The organism is Ligilactobacillus aviarius subsp. aviarius DSM 20655 (assembly GCF_001436315.1).
Lineage (GTDB): Bacteria > Bacillota > Bacilli > Lactobacillales > Lactobacillaceae > Ligilactobacillus > Ligilactobacillus aviarius.
The window spans coordinates 63548-82648 of the sequence record NZ_AYZA01000016.1 but is presented as its reverse complement, the minus strand read 5'-3'; the positions used below and the strand labels follow the sequence as shown (position 1 = coordinate 82648).

The window sequence follows — 19101 nt, the reverse complement described above, 5'->3', positions numbered from 1 at the left end:
GATCTAAAGTTCCTTTTAACTATATTCTAATTAAAATTTAATAATATCGCAAATCAGTGATCAGAATGGGAGTCCTTACGCATTGCTTGGGCATATTTTTCAAGCGGTGCATCTGCTTTCGCCCAGTCTTGCGGAACATTAACATGGGCGTTGGGGTCAAAGTGATACTTGATCGGTACTCCCATTGGCCGTTGATCCTTTGCCATGATGTCGGTTGGAACATTGGATTGAACTTTTTGTGGCTTCTTTAGGCCTTCGATTTCCCATGTATAAGGAGCAAATTTATTATCCGCATTGACCCAGTCATTGTTGTGGGTTGCATTATGGTGCTTTGATAATTGATAAAGGCCGAATGCAACTAATAAGACGACGCCGACAAGGCAAGCGATCGTCACATCATAAACTGTTCCAGAACCAACTTCCTTTTTAACTTGGGTTGGCGGATAGAAAGCAAGAACAATTCCGAAGACGGACGATGCGATTCCAACGATCGTAATCAGCCAGGCACCGAATTTACCGCCTGGAACCTTGAATGAACGTGGGCGGTTAGCTTGGGTATAACGCAAACGGATAAAGGCGACAAACATAATAATGTAGTACAGCAAATATAAAATGGTGATCGTTTGGGTGATCATTACGAAGAACCCTTCAACATTTGGCAGTAATTTTACTAAAAAGGCAATCACGGTCACGCAAATTGCTTGGAAATACATCATCTTAGATGGCATTCCGTGCTTGTTATAGTTTTGAAGCCATTTAGGTAATAACCCGCTTTGACCAGCCTGGCCAAGCATAAATGATGGTCCAGCAAGGTTAGTGATCCACATTGCAAACATCACAAGGAAGTTGGCATAAATAAATAGCATGTACAGCCATGGAGCATGAATTGTTGCTCCCAGGTCATGGAACGTTACAAATAATGCATCAAGAATGTTGATTTTGCTTGCTGGAATAACGGTTGCGATGATCAAAGTCCCAATTACAAAGATCAACAGGGCGAGGATTCCAGCGAAGAAGATTGAAACCGGATATTGCTTTGACGGATGTTTCAACTCTTTAATGTGCGCAGCATTCATATCAATTCCAGCCCACGAGAAAAGGACGCCGGCAACCAGCGCTAACGTTCCCATTCCGTTCCATTGCGGGATAAGATCCTTAGCATGGACGGGCATTGCTGGTTTATGACCTTGGCAAAGCCAAACGATCACTAAAATGACCATAACTGCAAGTGGAATAAACGTTCCAATAATTACCCCGTATTTGGCGATGTTTGAAAATGTCTTGGTTCCGCGAGCAGCCAACCAAGTAACGAGCCAAAATAAAGCAATAAAGCCACACATGATCAGAATTTCATGTTGTGGATGCTGTAAGAACTGGATTGCCCGCTGATAATGTGGCGTGAAAAACATAATTGTAGCTGCAAAGTTGGGCATTCCGGCGCCGAGATTAAAGGTTGATTGAAACCACAAAATAATTAAACAGGTAAACGCCCATCCTTTGCCGATTCCTTCACCAACCCATCGAAAAATACCGCCCCGCTGCGGCCAGCCGCTAGCAAGTTCAGCGGAAACAAGGGCTGTTGGGATGAAGAACAGAATAAATCCAATTGCAAAGTAAGTTACTGATGATAAACCATAAAAAGCCTGTTGCGGGTCATTTGCTAATCCCGCAATCATAACGACATTCAGCATTGTAAGGGCTAAAGTCGACATGTAATATTTTTGCGGCTTTTTAGTCTGATTTTTTCCCATAAAAATTCCTCCCCGTAAACTAAAACCTATAAGAAATAAATATCTTCTTATTTTTGTAATAGTTCATCTGCCAACGAGGAACAAGCAAGACTGGTTAAATGCAAGAATTCTTTGATAAGGCGGGAATTGTGCCGGTTAATAAAGCTAGTAAAAATTATAGTAAAATAAATCAGAAAAATTTAGTAAAATTATATTGATTTTTACTAGAAAACGGTTACAATTAACATTGTAAGTTAATAAGAAAGGGGTTACATTATGAAAGATAATGTCCAACAAGAAAAGGGGAACAAGTGGGTCACACGGATTTCATATGCTATCGGTGCATTTGGAAATGACTGGTTCTACGCAGTTCTTTCGACATACTTTATCATGTTTGTAACGTCGCATCTGTTTGGTAAAGGCGACAATGCAATGATCTTATATATCACTAACATAATTGCGTTATTGCGGATCGTTGAACTCTTTATTGACCCAATTATTGGGAATGCCATTGACCGGACAAAGACGCGCTGGGGAAAATTTAAGCCTTGGATCTTTGGAGGTGGGATGGTAAGTTCGATCGCATTAGCCGTTCTTTTTACAAATATGGGCGGATTAAACCGGACTCATCCATTTATTTACTTAGCAATTTTTGCTGTTTTATATATTTCAATGGATATTTTTATTCATTCAAAGATACAAGTTTTTGGTCAGAAATGTCTTCATTGACATTTGATTCTGGCGAACGTGAAAAGATTTCGACCTTTGCCCGGATTGGTTCAAATATCGGGGCCAACTTAGTCGGAATGGTTATCATGCCATTGGTATTGTTCTTCTCATTGACAAAGAACGGCGGTTCTGGTGATCTTCGCGGATGGTCAATGTTTGGAATGATTACCGCTGCAATTGTAATCATTACGGTGTTAGTTGTTTGCTTGGGAACTCATGAACTTGATTCAGACTTACGTAAAAATAAGGAAGAAACAAAGTTAAAAGACGTTTTCAAGGTTCTTCTTAGGAATGACCAGTTAATGTGGACAGCTGTTTCTTATGGATTGTACGGCATTGGAGTCAACATTTTTAATTCAGCTGAACTTTACTACTTTACATATGTTTTGGGTCAATCATCAAAATTTGCAATTATTGGGACAATTAATATGATTTTAGGATTCTTCTCAATTTCTGCATTCCCTGCATTGGCTAAGAAGTTCAATCGGAAAAATGTTTTCTATGCATGCATTTTGATCATGTTCTGCGGTGCAGGTTTATTAGCAGTGGCAGGTCAGAATTTGGCGCTTGTTGTTATTGCAATGGAATTATTTGCAGCACCGCAACAAGTTGTTTTCTTAGTTATCTTAATGATAATTACAGATTCAATCGAATATGGGCAGTTGAAATTTGGACACCGTGATGAATCACTGACACTTTCGGTTCGTCCGTTAGTAGATAAGTTGGGCGGAGCAATTGCCGGTTGGTGCATTGGACCGATCGCCATCTTATCACACATGACTTCAGGTTATACTTACAAAACAATTACCGCTGGGAATATTTTGACATTTAAATTATTTGTAATTGCTTTACCGGTAATTTTAATTTTGCTTGGAACATTCTTCTTCTGGAAGAAAGTTACATTGACTGAAAAACGGCATGCTGAAATCGTTGAACAACTTGAAAAGAGCTGGGGCGAAAAAAACGATACGAGTGTTGGGACTGGTGAACATGCAGTTGCTGGTGAATACGATATCGTTGCTCCAATTAAAGGAACATATCTTCCACTCAAGGATGTTAGTGATCAAACATTTGCATCAGGTCAAATGGGCCAAGGTTTTGCCCTGAAGCCAAGTGATGGAGCTGTTTATGCACCATTTGACGGAGTTGTGCGGCAAGTCTTTCCAACCCGGCATGCAATTGGAATCGAATCTGAACATGGCGTAATTATGCTGATTCATATCGGAATCGGAACGGTCAACATGCACGGAACAGGATTTGTTTCATATGTTGAACAAGGCCAGCAAATTCATAAGGGTGAAGAAATAATGGAATTCTGGGATCCAGCAATTAAGAAAGCTGGATATGATGATACCGTCATGGTAACAATTACAAATACAAAGGAATTTGATCAAGTAGATGTCTTACCAAAGGATAACCAGACGATTGATTCTTCAACTAACGTAATGAAGTTAATTAAGAATTAATAGAAATTAAATGGAAGACTGATCGATAGTCTTCCATTTTTATAAATTTCAAAGGAGGAGAAAAAATGACAACTTTAGTTTTAGGCGGAGCAGGTTATATCGGCTCACATATGGTAAAGCGATTGCTCGAAAAAGGGGAAACGCCAGTTGTTGTTGATAATTTGGTAACTGGTCACCGGGCAGCGGTTGATCCCCAAGCTAAATTTTATGAAGGTGATTTAGCTGATCAAGACTTTATACGAAATGTTTTTAGGGAAAATCCAGATATTGATGTTGTAATTCATTTCGGGGCATATTCACTAGTTCCAGAATCAATGAAAAAACCATTGAAATATTTTGATAATAACGTTGCCGGATTAATTAAACTTCTTGAAGTGATGAAGGAAGTTGGCGTTAATAAATTAGTATTTTCATCTTCAGCTGCGACCTATGGGATTCCAGATAAGATGCCGATTAAGGAAACTGATCCGCAAAATCCGATCAATCCATATGGCGAAAGCAAGTTAATGATGGAAAAGATTATGCACTGGGCTGATGAAGCCTATGGAATGAAGTTCGTTGCATTACGGTACTTTAATGTTGCTGGTGCATGGCCAGACGGATCAATTGGAGAAGACCACATCCCAGAAACGCACTTAATGCCGATTATTTTGCAAGTCGCTCAAGGAAAACGCGATAAGTTGCAAATTTATGGTGATGACTATAATACACCGGATGGGACGAATATCCGGGATTATGTTCATCCAATTGACCTTGCCGATGCGCACATTTTAGCAGCTGATTATTTACGGAATGGTAATCCATCAGATGCATTTAATCTGGGATCATCGACTGGGTTCTCGAACCTTGAAATGTTAAAAGCTGCTCGTGAAGTGACTGGGAAAGAAATCCCAGCAGAAATTGCCGGCCGGCGCGGCGGTGATCCGGATACATTAATTGCCGCTTTTGACAAAGCACGCCGGGTATTAGGGTGGAATCCGCAATATGACGACGTTCACAAACTAATCGAAACAGCTTGGAAATGGCATTCAAGTCATCCAGAAGGGTATGAAGATAAGTAATAAAAAGGATTCACGACCAATTGATCGTGAATCCTTTTTATATGCTGCTATCTCTTAAAATTAACTTTGTTTTCAAAGTAATCATCTGACAGTATTCGTCACCATTTTCAATGATTGATTTCAATCGATTAACGGCTTCAATTCCCATTTGTTTAGTATAAACCCGGACAGAACTTAATGAAGGATAAACGTATTTTGCAATCGAAGTATCATTAAAGGAAATAATGCCGACTTCTTCGGGAATTTTAATATTTGCTTCTTGCAAGGCGCGCATTGCTCCAATTCCAATCGAGTCATTTGCGGCGAAGAAAGCATGCGGTAGATCATTGCCCAGCTCAGTGATTGCTTGTTTCATCATCTCATATCCTGATTTGGCAGTGAATTCGCCAACATAAACGTATTTTGATTTATAAAGTGATAAATCAGTGAGATAGTTTTTAAATGATGTAAAACGCGGATCAATGATGTCTTTTTGACCGTCGTTAGTTGATTCTTCTCCTGCAAGTAAACCAATTTTATTTTGACCATGGTCGATAAAGTAATCAATCACTTCGGTGACCGCGTCATTAATGTCAGGAACCACACAGCTATGATTAAATGCAAGCGTATTTAAATCAACAAAAACAAGGTTAGTGTTGATTTTTTCAAAACGTTTGATTTCATCATCACTATACTTTCCAATTGCGATGATTCCGTCAACATCTTGAGCACGATCAAGAGAATCATTATGAAATACCCGGCGAACGTTATACTTTAATTCGTGAAGCCGCTGTTCGATTCCAGTCCGAATTGAATAGTAATACAGGTCATCTAGTTCTTCTTGTTCGGTGTACCATTGAATAATTGCAATGGTCCCACCTACGTTTTTCTTTTTTTGTTTTCGTTTGGTTAGGTAATCTAATTTTTCTGCTGCCATAAAGATTCTTTTCTTTGTTTCTTCGCTAACGGAAAGGGTTTTATCATAGTTTAAAACCCGCGAAACAGTGGCAGATGAAACGTTTGCCATTGCTGCAATGTCTTTGATTGTTGCCAAAATTAATCTCCTTGCTTTAATGTCTATGTACTATTGTATCATAAGTTAAAAATTTACTTTGATAATTTAGTTAATTTTAATTAGTAAACATTAACTAAAACCATTGATGATTTTTACTAAAATCATTATAATGAATAGTGTAATAAATCGCTTACATAAATAAGGACATGGGGATGAAAATTATGGATAAAAAAGAACTTGAAATGAATTTTGAAGAAGTGTTTGGGGTTAAGCCGGAAAATTGTTTCTTCTCACCTGGAAGAATCAATTTGATTGGGGAACACACAGATTATAATGGGGGACATGTTTTTCCGTGTGCGATTACCCTTGGAACGTGGGGAGCTGCCAAGAAACGTGATGATCAAAAATTACGTTTCTATTCAGGAAACTTTGAAAAATTAGGAATAATTGAGACTGATTTAAATAACCTGAAATACAAAAAAGAAGATAATTGGACGAACTATGCTAAGGGAATGATTTATTATTTACGCGAAGCAGGTTATCAGGTTGAACAAGGAATGGACATTTACATTTGGGGAAATCTTCCTCAAGGAGGATCAGGGTTATCATCATCAGCATCAATTGAAATGCTGTTTGGAGTAATGGTTCAATCCTTGTTTGACCTCGACGTTGACCGGCTCGCCCTTGTTAAAATGGGAGTTAAAACTGAAAATGAATTTTTAGGTTTGAGCTCAGGAATTCTTGATCAATTTGCAGTTGGAATGAGTAAAGAGGGTCATGCAATCTTACTTGATACGAATACTTTGGATTACAAGTACGTTCCGTTAGACTTAAAGGACAACGTAATTGTAATCATGAATACGAATAAACCACGGGCTTTAGTTGAATCAAAATACAACGAGCGGGTTGCAGGATGTCAGGAAGCTGTTAAAGAACTCCAACAAAAGTTGGATATTAAGGCTTTGGGTGAACTAGATAATGAAACCTTTGATGAATACTCATATTTATTGAAAGATGAAACTCATTTGAAGCGCGCACGGCATGCTGTTTCAGAAAATCAACGCTGTCTTCGTGGAGAAGCAGCCCTTGAAAAAGGTGACTTGGAAGAATTTGGACGACTTCAAAATGCTTCGCATGTTTCCCTTGAATATGATTATGAAGTAACAGGAAAAGAACTTGATACACTTGCACATGAAGCTTGGAAGCAACCAGGTGTTTTAGGAGCAAGAATGTGTGGTGCAGGCTTTGGCGGCAGCGGAATTGCATTGGTTGCCAAAGATAAGGTTGATGAATTCGAAAAAAACGTTGGAAAAGTTTATGAAGAAAAAATTGGTTATGCTCCGCGGTTCTTTGTTGCGGAAGTTGCCGATGGAACCCATGAATTATAAAAGAGAAAGATGAGTGACAATGATGAGTGTGAAGAGTTTAGTTGATAAGTTTGTTTGTGGCGTAATTAACGAAAGCGATTATGAAAGTCTTGACCGCAATTATTTGAAGAACCGGGTTTTAAATCTTGTTGGGGAGGAAAATATTCCAGTTGCTCCAGAAACGGATGACTTGATTGAATTGAAAAATCAACTGGTTCAAGTTGCCATTCAAAACCAAAAGATTGGTGACACTGCCAATGAACAGGATAATCTTGGAGCAGAATTAATGGACTTTATTACGCCGGCTCCAAGCATCGTAAACCGGCGTTTCTGGGATGAATATCAAATTTCACCGCAAAAAGCGATTGCTGCATTTTATGATTTAAGTAAACGAAATGATTATATTAAAACGAAGGCAATTGCGAAAAATATTTACTTCAAACATCCAAGTGAATATGGCGACATTGAAATTACCATTAACCTTTCCAAGCCCGAAAAGGATCCAAAGCAAATTGCGCTTGCAAAGAAAATGAAGGCTTCCGGTTACCCGAAATGTAACCTTTGCATGGAAAATGAAGGCTATCAAGGACGAATCAATTACCCGGCACGAGCTAACCACCGCATCATCCGGCTTGATATTGATGGTCATCAATGGGGATTCCAGTATTCACCATATGCCTACTTCAATGAACACTGCATTTTTTTAGATTCTGTTCATGAAGAAATGGTAATTGATAAAAAAACATTTAAGCAATTATTGACGATCGTTCAAAAGTTTCCGGGTTATTTTGCAGGCAGTAATGCTGACCTTCCGATTGTTGGCGGTTCGATTTTATCGCATGAACATTATCAAGGCGGACGGCATACGTTTGCAATGGAAACGGCTCCGATTGAAACGCAAATCAAATTTGATGGCTTTGAAAATGTTGAAGCTGGGATCGTTAAGTGGCCAATGTCAGTAATTCGATTAACAAGTTCAAACATGAATCAGATTTGTGACTTAGCGGATAAAATTTTGCAAAAGTGGAATCATTACACCGATAAATCAGTATCCGTTGTTGCTCAATCAAATGGGGAATGGCACCATACGATCACCCCAATTGCGCGGATGCGGAACGGAAAGTATGAACTTGATCTCGTTTTACGTGATAACCAAACATCCGCTCAATATCCAGATGGAATTTTCCATCCACATAAAGATGTTCAGCATATCAAGAAGGAAAATATCGGTCTGATCGAGGTTATGGGATTAGCAATCTTACCACCACGCTTGAAGACGGAAATGCAAGAAGTTGAAAAGTATTTGCTTGGTAAAGACAATCAAATTGCTGATTATCACCGTGAATGGGCAGATAAAATTAAAAAGGAATCACCAGCTTTGAATGAACAAAACGTTCATGCGATTGTTCAAGATGAAATCGGAAAGGTCTTCGTTCGGGTTCTTGAGGATGCGGGGGTCTTCAAGCGGGATGACCAAGGACATCAAGCATTTATGAAGTTTATTGACGCAGTTAATCACTAAATATTCGGGGAGGCTTTTGAATGGCAAATCTAATTAGTTTTGATGAACAAAATAAAGTATTTCATCTTCATAATGACAAAATTTCATACATTTTTTCAGTTGTCGAAGGTGGATTACTAAATCATTTATATTACGGAAAAAGAATTAATGAATATCATGGCGAAATGAATTACCCTCGAATTGACCGGGGCTTTTCTGGAAATCTTCCCGGATCATTAGACCGGACATTTTCACCAGATACCTTAATGCAAGAATACAGTACAAGCGGAATTTGTGATTATCGCACGCCGGCGGTAATTGTTCGCCAAGAAAACGGATCACGGGCCTCACGATTTGAATATCAGGGTTACCGGATCGAAGCCGGAAAACCGAAATTAAAGGGCCTGCCAGCAACGTATGTTGAATCTGACGATGAAGCTGAAACCCTTTATGTTACTCTTAAAGATCAAGTTTCAGATGTTGAAGTGACATTATTATATACAATTTACCGTGATCGCGCAGTGATTGCCCGGTCAGCTCAGGTAAAGAACAACGGGGATGCAGCTGTTTATCTTGATAAGGTAGCATCAATGCAAATTGATTTGCCAAATCAACCGTTGGATGTTGTTAGTTTCCCAGGAGCTCACGCCAATGAACGCGACATGGAACGGGCTCACTTAAATCGGGGCGTTCGAAAATATGAAAGCCGGCGGGGAACAACAAGTCACCAAATGAATAACTTTGTTGCATTATGTTCGCCGAATACGGATGAAATGAATGGCGAAGTTTATGGATTTGACTTAGTTTATTCTGGCAACTTTGCAATTGAAGTTGAACGCGATCAAATTCAACAAACCCGAGTAACATGCGGAATCAACGATTACAACTTTGCATGGAAATTAGCTTCAAACGAAGAATTCCAAACACCTGAAAGTTTAATTGTATACTCTAACGAAGGATTTAACGGAATGAGCCAAACATTCCATCACTTGATTCAAGAACGGGTTGTTCGCGGAAAGTATCGTGATCAAGAACGACCAATCGTAGTTAATAACTGGGAAGCAACCTTTATGGACTTTACCGAAGAAAAATTAACGCCGATTGTTGACGAAGCCCAAAGACTTGGCATTGAAATGTTTGTTCTTGATGATGGCTGGTTTGGTCACCGTGACGATGATAACTCATCATTGGGTGACTGGTACGTTGATCAGAAGAAGTTTCCAAAGGGCTTGAAGCACTTTGCAGATTACGTTCATAATAAAGGCCTTAAATTTGGCTTGTGGTTTGAACCTGAAATGATTTCAATTGATTCCGATTTGTACCGTGAACATCCAGATTATATGATGGCTGTTCCTGGACGGAAACCATCACCATCCCGGAATCAATACTTACTTGATTTGACCCGGAAAGATGTCCGCGATAATATCATCGGTCAGGTTGAAAAGATTTTACGAGAAAATGATGTTGATTATGTCAAGTGGGATATGAACCGGCATTTATCAGATGTTTATTCGCTTAAACTTCCTGCAGATCAAGAAGGTGAAGTATATCACCGGTATATTTTAGGTGCATATGAGATGGTTGATCAAATCACAAGTGACTTCCCTGAAATCCTCTTTGAAGGTTGTTCAGGTGGCGGCGGCCGCTTTGATACCGGCTGGGCATATTACATGCCACAGTCGTGGGCAAGTGACAATACGGATGCAGTTGCCCGTCAACGGATCCAATATGCAACGTCATACGTCTACCCAACATCAACAATGACGGCTCACGTTTCAGTTTCACCAAACCAACAAACCGGGCGGCAAACATCATTTGAAACCCGTGGAAATTGTGCAATGAGTGGTGTCTTTGGATATGAATTAGACTTGACTCAAATGAGTGATGACGAAAAAGCAATGGTGACAAAACAAGTTGCTGAATATAAAGAAATTCGTCATCTTGTTCAATTTGGTGATTTTTACCGTTTGAAGAGTCCATATACATCAAATGAATGTGCATGGATGTTTGTTTCACCAGACAAGAAAGATGTTTTAGTAAAACAATTCCAAACAATGGCGGACGCGCAAGCACTGTCAACAATTACTAAGCTAGTTGGACTTGATCCGCAAAAACATTACCAAAATGTTGAAACAAAAGAGATCTTTGGTGGCGACGAATTGATGAACGTTGGATTTTTCAATCCATTTTACCATCACGATTATGCAAGCAGCAGTTATCGGTTTAAGGCAATTGACTAAAAAAGCGGGGAATGAAAATGACGGTTCAAAATAAAGCAATGTTGATTACCTATCCGGATAGTTTAGGAAAAAACATTAAGGAATTAACCGAAGTCTTGGAACACGATTTTGGGGATGCAATTGGCGGGGTTCACTTATTGCCATTCTTTCCTTCAACGGGTGATCGGGGCTTTGCACCAGTTGATTACAAAGATGTTGATCCACAATTCGGAACATGGGAAGACGTTGAAAAGTTAGGCGAAAAGTATTATTTAATGTTTGACTTTATGATCAATCATATTTCGCGTCAATCAGAATATTATAAAGACTTCAAGAAGAATAAAGATGCCAGCAAATGGGCAGATTTGTTCTTAAGTTGGGATAAGTTCTGGCCAGAAGGACACCCAACTCAAGAAGATATTGATTTGATTTATAAACGGAAAGATCGGGCGCCATATCAAGAAATTCATTTTGATGATGGAACAACGGAAAAGCTCTGGAATACCTTTGGCGAAGAGCAAATTGATATGGACGTTCGGACACAGGTGACAAAGGATTTCATTAAATCAACCCTTGAAAGCTTAATTGATCATGGTGCTGACATTATTCGGCTCGATGCGTTTGCATATGCGGTTAAGAAACTTGGAACGAATGACTTCTTTGTTGAACCTGAAATTTGGGATTTATTAAATGAAGTTGATGAGGTTGTTAAGGCTAAGAAGGCTGAAATCTTACCTGAAATTCATGAACATTACAGTATGCCATTTAAGATTTCAGATCATGGATACTTTGTTTATGACTTTGCTTTACCAATGGTTACCCTCTATTCAATTTATAGCGGGAAGACCGATCAGCTTGCTAAATGGTTAACAATGAGTCCAATGAAGCAATTTACAACCCTTGATACCCATGATGGGATTGGGGTGGTCGATGCACGGGATATTCTAACACAAGACCAAATTGACTTTACGACTAATGAGCTTTATCGAATTGGGGCAAATGTAAAGAAGAAGTATTCAAGTGCAGAATATCATAACCTTGATATTTATCAGATCAACACGACCTTCTATTCAGCTCTTGGTGATAATGATCAACGGTACTTCATGTCACGGTTGATTCAAGTCTTTGCACCGGGAATTCCGCAAGTATACTATGTTGGGCTGCTGGCCGGAAAGAACGATATCAAGTTGCTTGAAGAAACAAAAGAGGGACGGAATATTAATCGGCACTACTATACAAAAAAAGAGGTTGCTGAAGAAGTTAAACGCCCGGTTGTTGCTTCATTATTAAAACTGTTATCATTCCGGAATAACGAAGTCGCATTTGATTTAGACGGTTCAATCGATGTTGAAACCCCAGATGAGCATTCAATTATTATTTCACGTTTAAGTGCAGATGGCAGTCAGAAAGCTGTTATGGAAGCTAACTTAAAAGACTTAACATATTCAGTGAAAGTTAATGGAGAAAAAGTTGAGTTTTAAGATAAATCAAAAAAGCCATTTCAACGATAATTCGCTGAAATGGCTTTTTATTATTCAATCAATTTTTATTAGAACTTGATGACTTTCCGGCCCTTAATTTCACCGTTCTTCATCTTATCGATCATTTCATTAACTTCGTCTAATTTGCATACAGATACGATTGGTTTAATTGCGCCATCAGCAGCCAAATCAAAGGCTTCTTTTAAATCTTGACGGGTTCCAACCAATGAGCCGGCAACTTGAATACCATCAAGCACCGTCTTCACAATTGATAATCCCATTTTGCCTTTTGGTAAACCGACTGCAACGACCTTTCCGCCAGCGCGTAAACTATCAACGGCCTGATCAAATGCGATTTGCGAAACGGCCGTAACGATTGCGGCATGGGCACCACCGAATTGATCGTGCGCAAATTTTCCGGAGTCGGCATTCTTTGAATTAAAGGTTAAGTCAGCTCCGACTTCTTTTGCGTATTCCAATTTGTCGTCATTAATGTCAACGGCTAATACATGAGCCTTAAAGACATTTTGGGCCCATTGAATTGCTAAGTTTCCTAAACCACCGCAACCATAGATGGCAACCCATTGTCCAGGACGGATTCCGGAAGTCTTTAATGCTTTGTAAGTTGTTACTCCCGCACAAGTAATTGAGCTTGCTTGGATTGGGTCTAACTTTTCAGGAACTTTAACGGCAAAGTCGCCTCGAATGATGCATTTTTCAGCCATTGCGCCGTCCATGTTATAACCTGCGTTTTGAACCGAACGGCAAAGGGTTTCTCTTCCCGTTACACAGTATTCACAACGCCCACAAGCGCCGGCTAACCAAGCGATTGAAACGCGGTCACCAATTTCAAGTCCAGTAACTTCTTTTCCAATTTGTTCAACGCGGCCGATTCCTTCGTGACCGATAATTCTTCCGGGTTGCGGTCCAAAATCACCCGCGGCAACGTGCAGGTCTGTGTGGCATAAACCGCAATACTCCATTTTTACTAAAATTTCGTTGTCCTTAATTGGACGCAACTTAACATCCTTAATATCAACATAGCCATCTGAATTTGGCCGAACAACAGCTGCTTTCATCAAAATTCCTCCCCATAGTAGATTCGAAGATTTGAAAGATTACCTTTCTATGTTTATAGTAGCGCACTGATTGGTCATAAATAATTAATTAAATTAATTTATATAATTTATTTTTAAACTTGAAAATCAAAAGATGGAAGGAGCATGATTGGGGCTTAACAAAAATTTTAAAAACTTTTTTCAAAATTTAATTCCGAATTTTATCAATTAATTTGGATTTTGTTATTCTTCGGAAAAGCAGAAATAAACTTAATCAGTTTGTTAAATTGGTATGATCATTCGCGATTAATGGAATGATAATCGCATTCAATAATGAAAATGTTAACATCAATGGTCTAACCCATTTTTAATCATGAGGGATGAATCATATAATAATTTAGGACTTAATTAATTTAAGGGTTTACACGTAAATATGATTGGTCTATACTAATTCAACGTAGTAAGCGTTTTCAAAATCGTTAAAATAACTGATAATTAACCATTTCGTGATTTGTAATGATTTATTATTCAAGGGTAAAGATTTTTGAAGGTCGGTTGCACCTTAGACCTTAGAAATCGAAATTTTAAGAATCGATGAGTTAATCAAATTAATTATATTAATCGGATTTTACGTTGTTGGAAGTTTTAGCGATTGAATACAGTAAGGAGTGATTAGGATGGCTACAGGAAAGCCAGGGTTTAAAGACCGCCTGTTAAAGGTCGTTGGTAAAATTTCATCATCCCGGCACATGGTTGCTTTACGTGATGGAATCGCACAGGCTGTTCCATTGATCATTATTGGATCAGTCTTCATGATTATCGGACAATTCCCGATTCAAGCTTATTTGAAGTTTATGGCCCATACATTTGGCCCGCATTGGAACATTGTAATCCAACAAATTACGTTTGCTTCATTTGACTTGATGGGATTAGTTGCGGTTATCGGGATTTCATATAACTTAGCTAAAAGTTACAAGGACATTGATCCATTGCCAGCAAGTTTAGTTGCAATGTGTGGTTTCTTCTTAACGATTCCATTTACAATGCACAAGGATGGCACGTTCTGGATTCCGTTGGCTCAATTAGGTTCAACTGGTTTATTTATTGCAATTATTATCGGATTATTCTTAACTGACTTTTACGTTTGGATGATTCACAAACACATCACGATCAAGATGCCTGCTAGTGTTCCTCCAGCTGTAAGTAACTCATTTGCAGCTTTATTCCCAGGTTTCTTCTGCTTGTTGCTTGTTTGGATCGTTCGGTTAGCAATTTCATTTACTCCAATTGAAACCATTCCAAACTTGATGCAATTTATTTTCAAGCCGATCTCGGCCGTTGGAACAAGTTTGCCAGGCGCATTGCTTTGTGAATTCTTGATCTCATTCTTATGGTTATTCGGGGTTCACGGGGCCAACGTTGTTTCTGGAATTATGATGGCCTTCTGGTTACAAGCCATGCAACAAAACGCAGCTGCTTTCGCTGCTCACAAGGCATTACCGCACATTGTTACCCAACAATTCTTTGATAACTTTGTTCACATCGGCGGTGCCGGTGCCACATTAGGATTGGCAATCATGATGATCATGTTTGCGAAGAGTGATGAATACAAGACTTTGGCCAAATTGGAAATCGCTCCCGCATTCTTTAACATTAACGAACCGTTGATTTTCGGGTTCCCAATCGTTATGAACATCTACATTGCATTACCGTTTATCATTGCACCGTTAGCCAACGTTTTGATCACTTACGGGGCAATGGCAACTGGATTATGTGCCAAGACAATTGGGGTCATGGTTCCATGGACAACTCCAGTTGTGATCTCAGGTTACTTAGCAACCGGTCACATTTCAGGAGCAATTACCCAAATTGTCTGCTTGGCAGTCGATGCTTTGATCTACGTTGGCTTCTTCAAGAAAGCTGATAAAAAGAAGATTCAAGAAGGATTGGCAATGGAAAATAAATAGCGATTCGTTTATAAAAATCAAGGTTTGCATTCCTTGATTTTTATGTTAAATTAAAAATGTAAGCGTTGTCACAAAAATGCAATCATTTAGTAATAATTTTAACATTATTTAATTGACGTTTACGTGAGTATGTTTTAAGGGGATGAAGCAAATGTCTTCAAAGGGAAGTATGAAAGACAAAGTAATGAAAGTGATTGGTAAAATCTCCAATTCACGCCATATGATCGCGTTGCGGGATGGGATTGCGCAAGCTGTTCCATTGATCGTAATCGGGTCAGTCTTCATGATTATTGGACAATTTCCAATTCAAGGATATTTAAAGTTTATGGCACACACGTTCGGACCACATTGGAATGTTGTGATTCAGCAAATCACATATGCTTCATTTGACTTGATGGGATTGATTGCGGTAATCGGAATTTCGTATAACTTGACTAAGAGTTATGGGGACGTCGCACCGCTTCCAGCAGCATTGGTTGCGATGTGCGGGTTCTTCCTGACGATTCCATTTTCAATGCACAAAGATGGCACGTTCTGGATTCCATTGGCTCAATTAGGTTCAACGGGCTTATTCATTGCCATTATCATTGGTCTTTTCTTAACGGACTTTTACGTATGGATGGTTCACAAGAAGATTACGATCAAGATGCCTGCTAGTGTACCACCGGCTGTAAGTGATTCATTTACAGCTTTGTTCCCAGGTTTCTTTTGCTTATTGCTTGTTTGGGTGATTCGGATGGGAGTTTCATTTACCCCAATTGAAACCATTCCAAACTTGATGCAATACATTTTCAAACCGTTGTCAATTGTTGGAACAAGTTTACCTGGAGCGTTGATTTGTGAATTCTTAGTTTCATTCTTATGGTTATTTGGGATTCACGGTGCTAACGTTGTTTCAGGTGTTATGACAGCAATTTGGTTAGCAGCCATGCAACAAAATGCGGTTGCCTTTGCTGCTCATAAAGCCTTACCAAACATTGTTACCCAACAATTCTTTGATAACTTCGTTCACATTGGTGGTTCAGGGGCTACATTAGGCCTTGCAATTATGATGATCATGTTTGCCAAGAGTGACGAATACAAGACATTGGCTAAGTTGGAAATTGCTCCGGCATTCTTCAACATCAACGAACCATTAGTCTTTGGGTTCCCGGTAGTTATGAATCCGTTCATCGCAGTTCCATTTATTGTGGCTCCATTGTTGAACGTTTTGATCACCTACTTTGCAATGGCTAGCGGAATCGTTGCTAAAACGATTGGGATCATGGTTCCATGGACAACGCCCGCAATCATTTCAGGTTACTTGGCAACCGGTCATATTTCAGGAGCCGTATTACAGGCGGTCTTGATTGCAGTTGATTCATTGGTATACGTCTACTTCTTCAAGAAGGCTGATAAGCGTAAAGTTCAGGCCCAAATGGAAAATGCCAAGAAGGCAGAAACTCAAGCTTAATTTATATTTAAATAATTCGATAATTCTTTTCAAGTTATAGCTAAAGTGCTATACTTTAGGAGTAAAGAAAACGCTATCAAAATCAGAATATTAGAATTTATGAGGTGGATAAAATGGCTAAATACACAATTATGTTAAACTGCTCAGCAGGAATGAGTACAAGTTTGTTGGTAACCAAGATGCAAGCTGCAGCAAAAGAAAAGGGCATTGATGCTGATATCTTTGCAACGGCTGCAAGCGATGCCCGGGCTCAATTGGATTCAAAGACAATTGACTGCGTTTTACTTGGACCGCAAGTTAGTTACATGCAAGATGACTTCAAGAGTATGCTTGAAGGCCGTAAGAACAGTTTAGGCAACGATATTCCATTGGCTGTTATCGACATGCAAGCATACGGCATGATGGATGGTGAAAAGGTCTTAAATCAAGCAATCAGCTTGATCGAAGGCTAATCTAATATTAGGAGAGAGGATAGTTAATGGCTGAAGAACAACCAAACTTAGAAGCAACAATGGGTTTGATCATGAATGGCGGAAACGCTAAGGGATTTGCCTTTGAAGCAATCCGGGCTGCAAAAAAAGGCGACTTTGAGGAAGCCCACAAGAAATTGGATGCAGCAGATCAAGCTTTGAATGAAGCTCACAATTCACAAACGGAAATGTTAACTAAGGAAGCCCAGGGCGATCATCAACCAGTTACATTGTTAACGGTGCATGCCCAAGATCATTTAATGAATGCTATCACGTTCCGGGATCTTGCCGGTGAAATGGTTGATATGTATGAACGAATTGCAAAATTAGAAAAATAAATCAAAAAAAAGGTGCAGGGAAAAGCTTAACTGCACCTTTTTCATTAAGAAAGGATGAGTTTTCACATGAAACGCGAACTGGGAATTTCAGTTTATCCCGATCACAGTGATCCGGAAAAGGATAAGGCATATATCAAAAAAGCAGCCGATTTAGGATTTACGCGGTTATTCATGAGTATGCTTGAAGTTCAAGACGGCAAAGAAGCAACGGCGGCTAAATTTAAAAACATTATTAGCTTTGCACGTGATCACGGTTTTGAAGTCATTTTAGACATTAATCCGGGAATTTTTAAGCAACTTGGAATTTCATACGATGATTTAAAGTTTTTTGCTGATCTTGGGGCCAGCGGAATCCGGCTTGATGAAGGCTTCGACGGCTTGAAGGAATCATTGATTTCATATAATCCGTATGGGTTAAACATTGAATTGAACATGAGCAATAACGTTGCTTACTTAGATAACATTTTATCGTATGAAGCAAACGTTCCGTACATTTACGGGTGCCATAACTTTTATCCGCAAGAAGGCAGTGGCTTGCCGTATGACTTCTTCGTCAAGTGCAGTCAACGGTTCAAAAAACACGGAATCAAGACATCGGCATTTATTACAAGTCAGGATGCTTTGACTCAAGGCGGTCCGTGGAACGTAAACGATGGGCTGCCGACCCTTGAAATGCACCGGCATTTGCCAATTGTCGTTCAAGCTAAGCACTTATTTGCAACGGGACTGATCGATACGGTCATTATTGGGAACTGCTATGCTTCGGATGAAGAACTGGAAAGTTTAGCAGCGCTTGATCGTTACTGCATCACTTTAGATGTTGATTATGTTCCGGAAGTCAATCCGATTGAAAGGACGATTTTGGAAGATAACCTTCATTTCCGCCGGGGCGACATTACCGCAATGACGATTCGGTCAACGCAGGTTCGGGTCAAGTATGCTGACCAACCAAACCCGCCGCATGATAATGAACACGAATTTAAGCGCGGCGATATTGTTGTTGGCAATGATGAGTTTGGCCGGTATAAGAATGAATTACAGATCGTTCTGGAACCGCATCAAGATTCACGGAAAAATTTGGTTGGCCGAATTCCTGAAAATGAAATTTTTATGCTCGATTACATCAAACCATGGAGCAAATTTAAATTCGAAAATCATAATTAAAAATTAACCATCATTTATCTGAAAAAAGAAATCAAATACCTGTAAGAATGTGGCTTTGAACCGCATTCTTATTTTTTATTGACCGGTAATGACCGATTAAAAA

General features: G+C 39.2%; 13 protein-coding genes and 1 pseudogene. 11 read left to right on the top strand and 3 right to left on the bottom strand.

The window, feature by feature from the left end:
* Positions 1-53: 53 nt before the first annotated feature.
* Positions 54-1751, bottom strand: coding sequence for an APC family permease (locus tag FC33_RS02940; RefSeq protein ID WP_057827128.1), 1698 nt, complete (start codon positions 1749-1751; stop codon positions 54-56).
* Between the two features lie 255 nt (positions 1752-2006).
* Here FC33_RS02940 and FC33_RS02935 point away from each other — a divergent pair.
* Both FC33_RS02935 and galE read left to right on the top strand, forming a co-directional pair.
* Positions 2007-3925 (top strand): annotated as a pseudogene (locus FC33_RS02935) (sugar MFS transporter).
* Positions 3926-3990: 65 nt separating this feature from the next.
* Positions 3991-4986: a UDP-glucose 4-epimerase GalE gene (gene galE / locus FC33_RS02930; RefSeq protein ID WP_057827127.1), complete on the top strand. Its 996-nt coding sequence runs from the start codon at positions 3991-3993 to the stop codon at positions 4984-4986.
* Positions 4987-5023: 37 nt separating this feature from the next.
* Here the strand turns inward: galE and FC33_RS02925 are convergent, their stop codons facing one another.
* Positions 5024-6019 (bottom strand): LacI family DNA-binding transcriptional regulator, encoded by a 996-nt coding sequence (locus FC33_RS02925; protein WP_057827126.1) that lies wholly within the window; start codon positions 6017-6019, stop codon positions 5024-5026.
* Positions 6020-6201: 182 nt separating this feature from the next.
* Between FC33_RS02925 and FC33_RS02920 the strand changes: the two genes are divergently transcribed.
* From FC33_RS02920 to gtfA, 4 genes are read left to right on the top strand one after another with little or no spacing between them, the layout of a single operon-like run.
* Positions 6202-7368: a galactokinase gene (locus FC33_RS02920; protein ID WP_057827241.1), complete on the top strand. Its 1167-nt coding sequence runs from the start codon at positions 6202-6204 to the stop codon at positions 7366-7368.
* Positions 7369-7390: 22 nt separating this feature from the next.
* Positions 7391-8869 (top strand): UDP-glucose--hexose-1-phosphate uridylyltransferase, encoded by a 1479-nt coding sequence (gene galT / locus FC33_RS02915; RefSeq protein ID WP_057827240.1) that lies wholly within the window; start codon positions 7391-7393, stop codon positions 8867-8869.
* Between the two features lie 20 nt (positions 8870-8889).
* Positions 8890-11088 (top strand): alpha-galactosidase, encoded by a 2199-nt coding sequence (locus tag FC33_RS02910; RefSeq protein WP_057827125.1) that lies wholly within the window; start codon positions 8890-8892, stop codon positions 11086-11088.
* 17 nt (positions 11089-11105) lie between these two features.
* Complete coding sequence (gtfA, locus tag FC33_RS02905; protein ID WP_057827239.1) at positions 11106-12548, top strand: sucrose phosphorylase; 1443 nt, start codon at positions 11106-11108, stop codon at positions 12546-12548.
* 68 nt (positions 12549-12616) lie between these two features.
* Here the strand turns inward: gtfA and adhP are convergent, their stop codons facing one another.
* The gene (gene adhP / locus FC33_RS02900) at positions 12617-13627 is read right to left on the bottom strand and encodes an alcohol dehydrogenase AdhP (RefSeq protein ID WP_057827124.1); all 1011 of its coding nucleotides are present in this window, start codon (positions 13625-13627) and stop codon (positions 12617-12619) included.
* Between the two features lie 656 nt (positions 13628-14283).
* On the opposite strand from adhP, the gene FC33_RS02895 reads away from it, so the two are divergent.
* The 5 genes from FC33_RS02895 (at position 14284) to FC33_RS02875 (ending at position 18998) form a co-directional block, all read left to right on the top strand.
* Entirely contained in the window at positions 14284-15573 is a 1290-nt protein-coding gene (locus tag FC33_RS02895; protein WP_057827123.1) for a PTS sugar transporter subunit IIC, read from the top strand.
* 142 nt (positions 15574-15715) lie between these two features.
* Entirely contained in the window at positions 15716-17026 is a 1311-nt protein-coding gene (locus FC33_RS02890; RefSeq protein ID WP_057827122.1) for a PTS sugar transporter subunit IIC, read from the top strand.
* A gap of 113 nt (positions 17027-17139) precedes the next feature.
* Complete coding sequence (locus FC33_RS02885; RefSeq protein ID WP_057827121.1) at positions 17140-17478, top strand: PTS sugar transporter subunit IIB; 339 nt, start codon at positions 17140-17142, stop codon at positions 17476-17478.
* Positions 17479-17504: 26 nt separating this feature from the next.
* Positions 17505-17834, top strand: a complete 330-nt coding sequence (locus FC33_RS02880; protein WP_057827120.1) for a PTS lactose/cellobiose transporter subunit IIA — start codon at positions 17505-17507, stop codon at positions 17832-17834.
* 66 nt (positions 17835-17900) lie between these two features.
* Positions 17901-18998 carry a DUF871 domain-containing protein gene (locus FC33_RS02875; protein ID WP_057827119.1) on the top strand — a complete coding sequence of 366 codons (1098 nt, stop codon included), beginning with the start codon at positions 17901-17903 and terminating at the stop codon, positions 18996-18998.
* Positions 18999-19101: the final 103 nt, after the last annotated feature.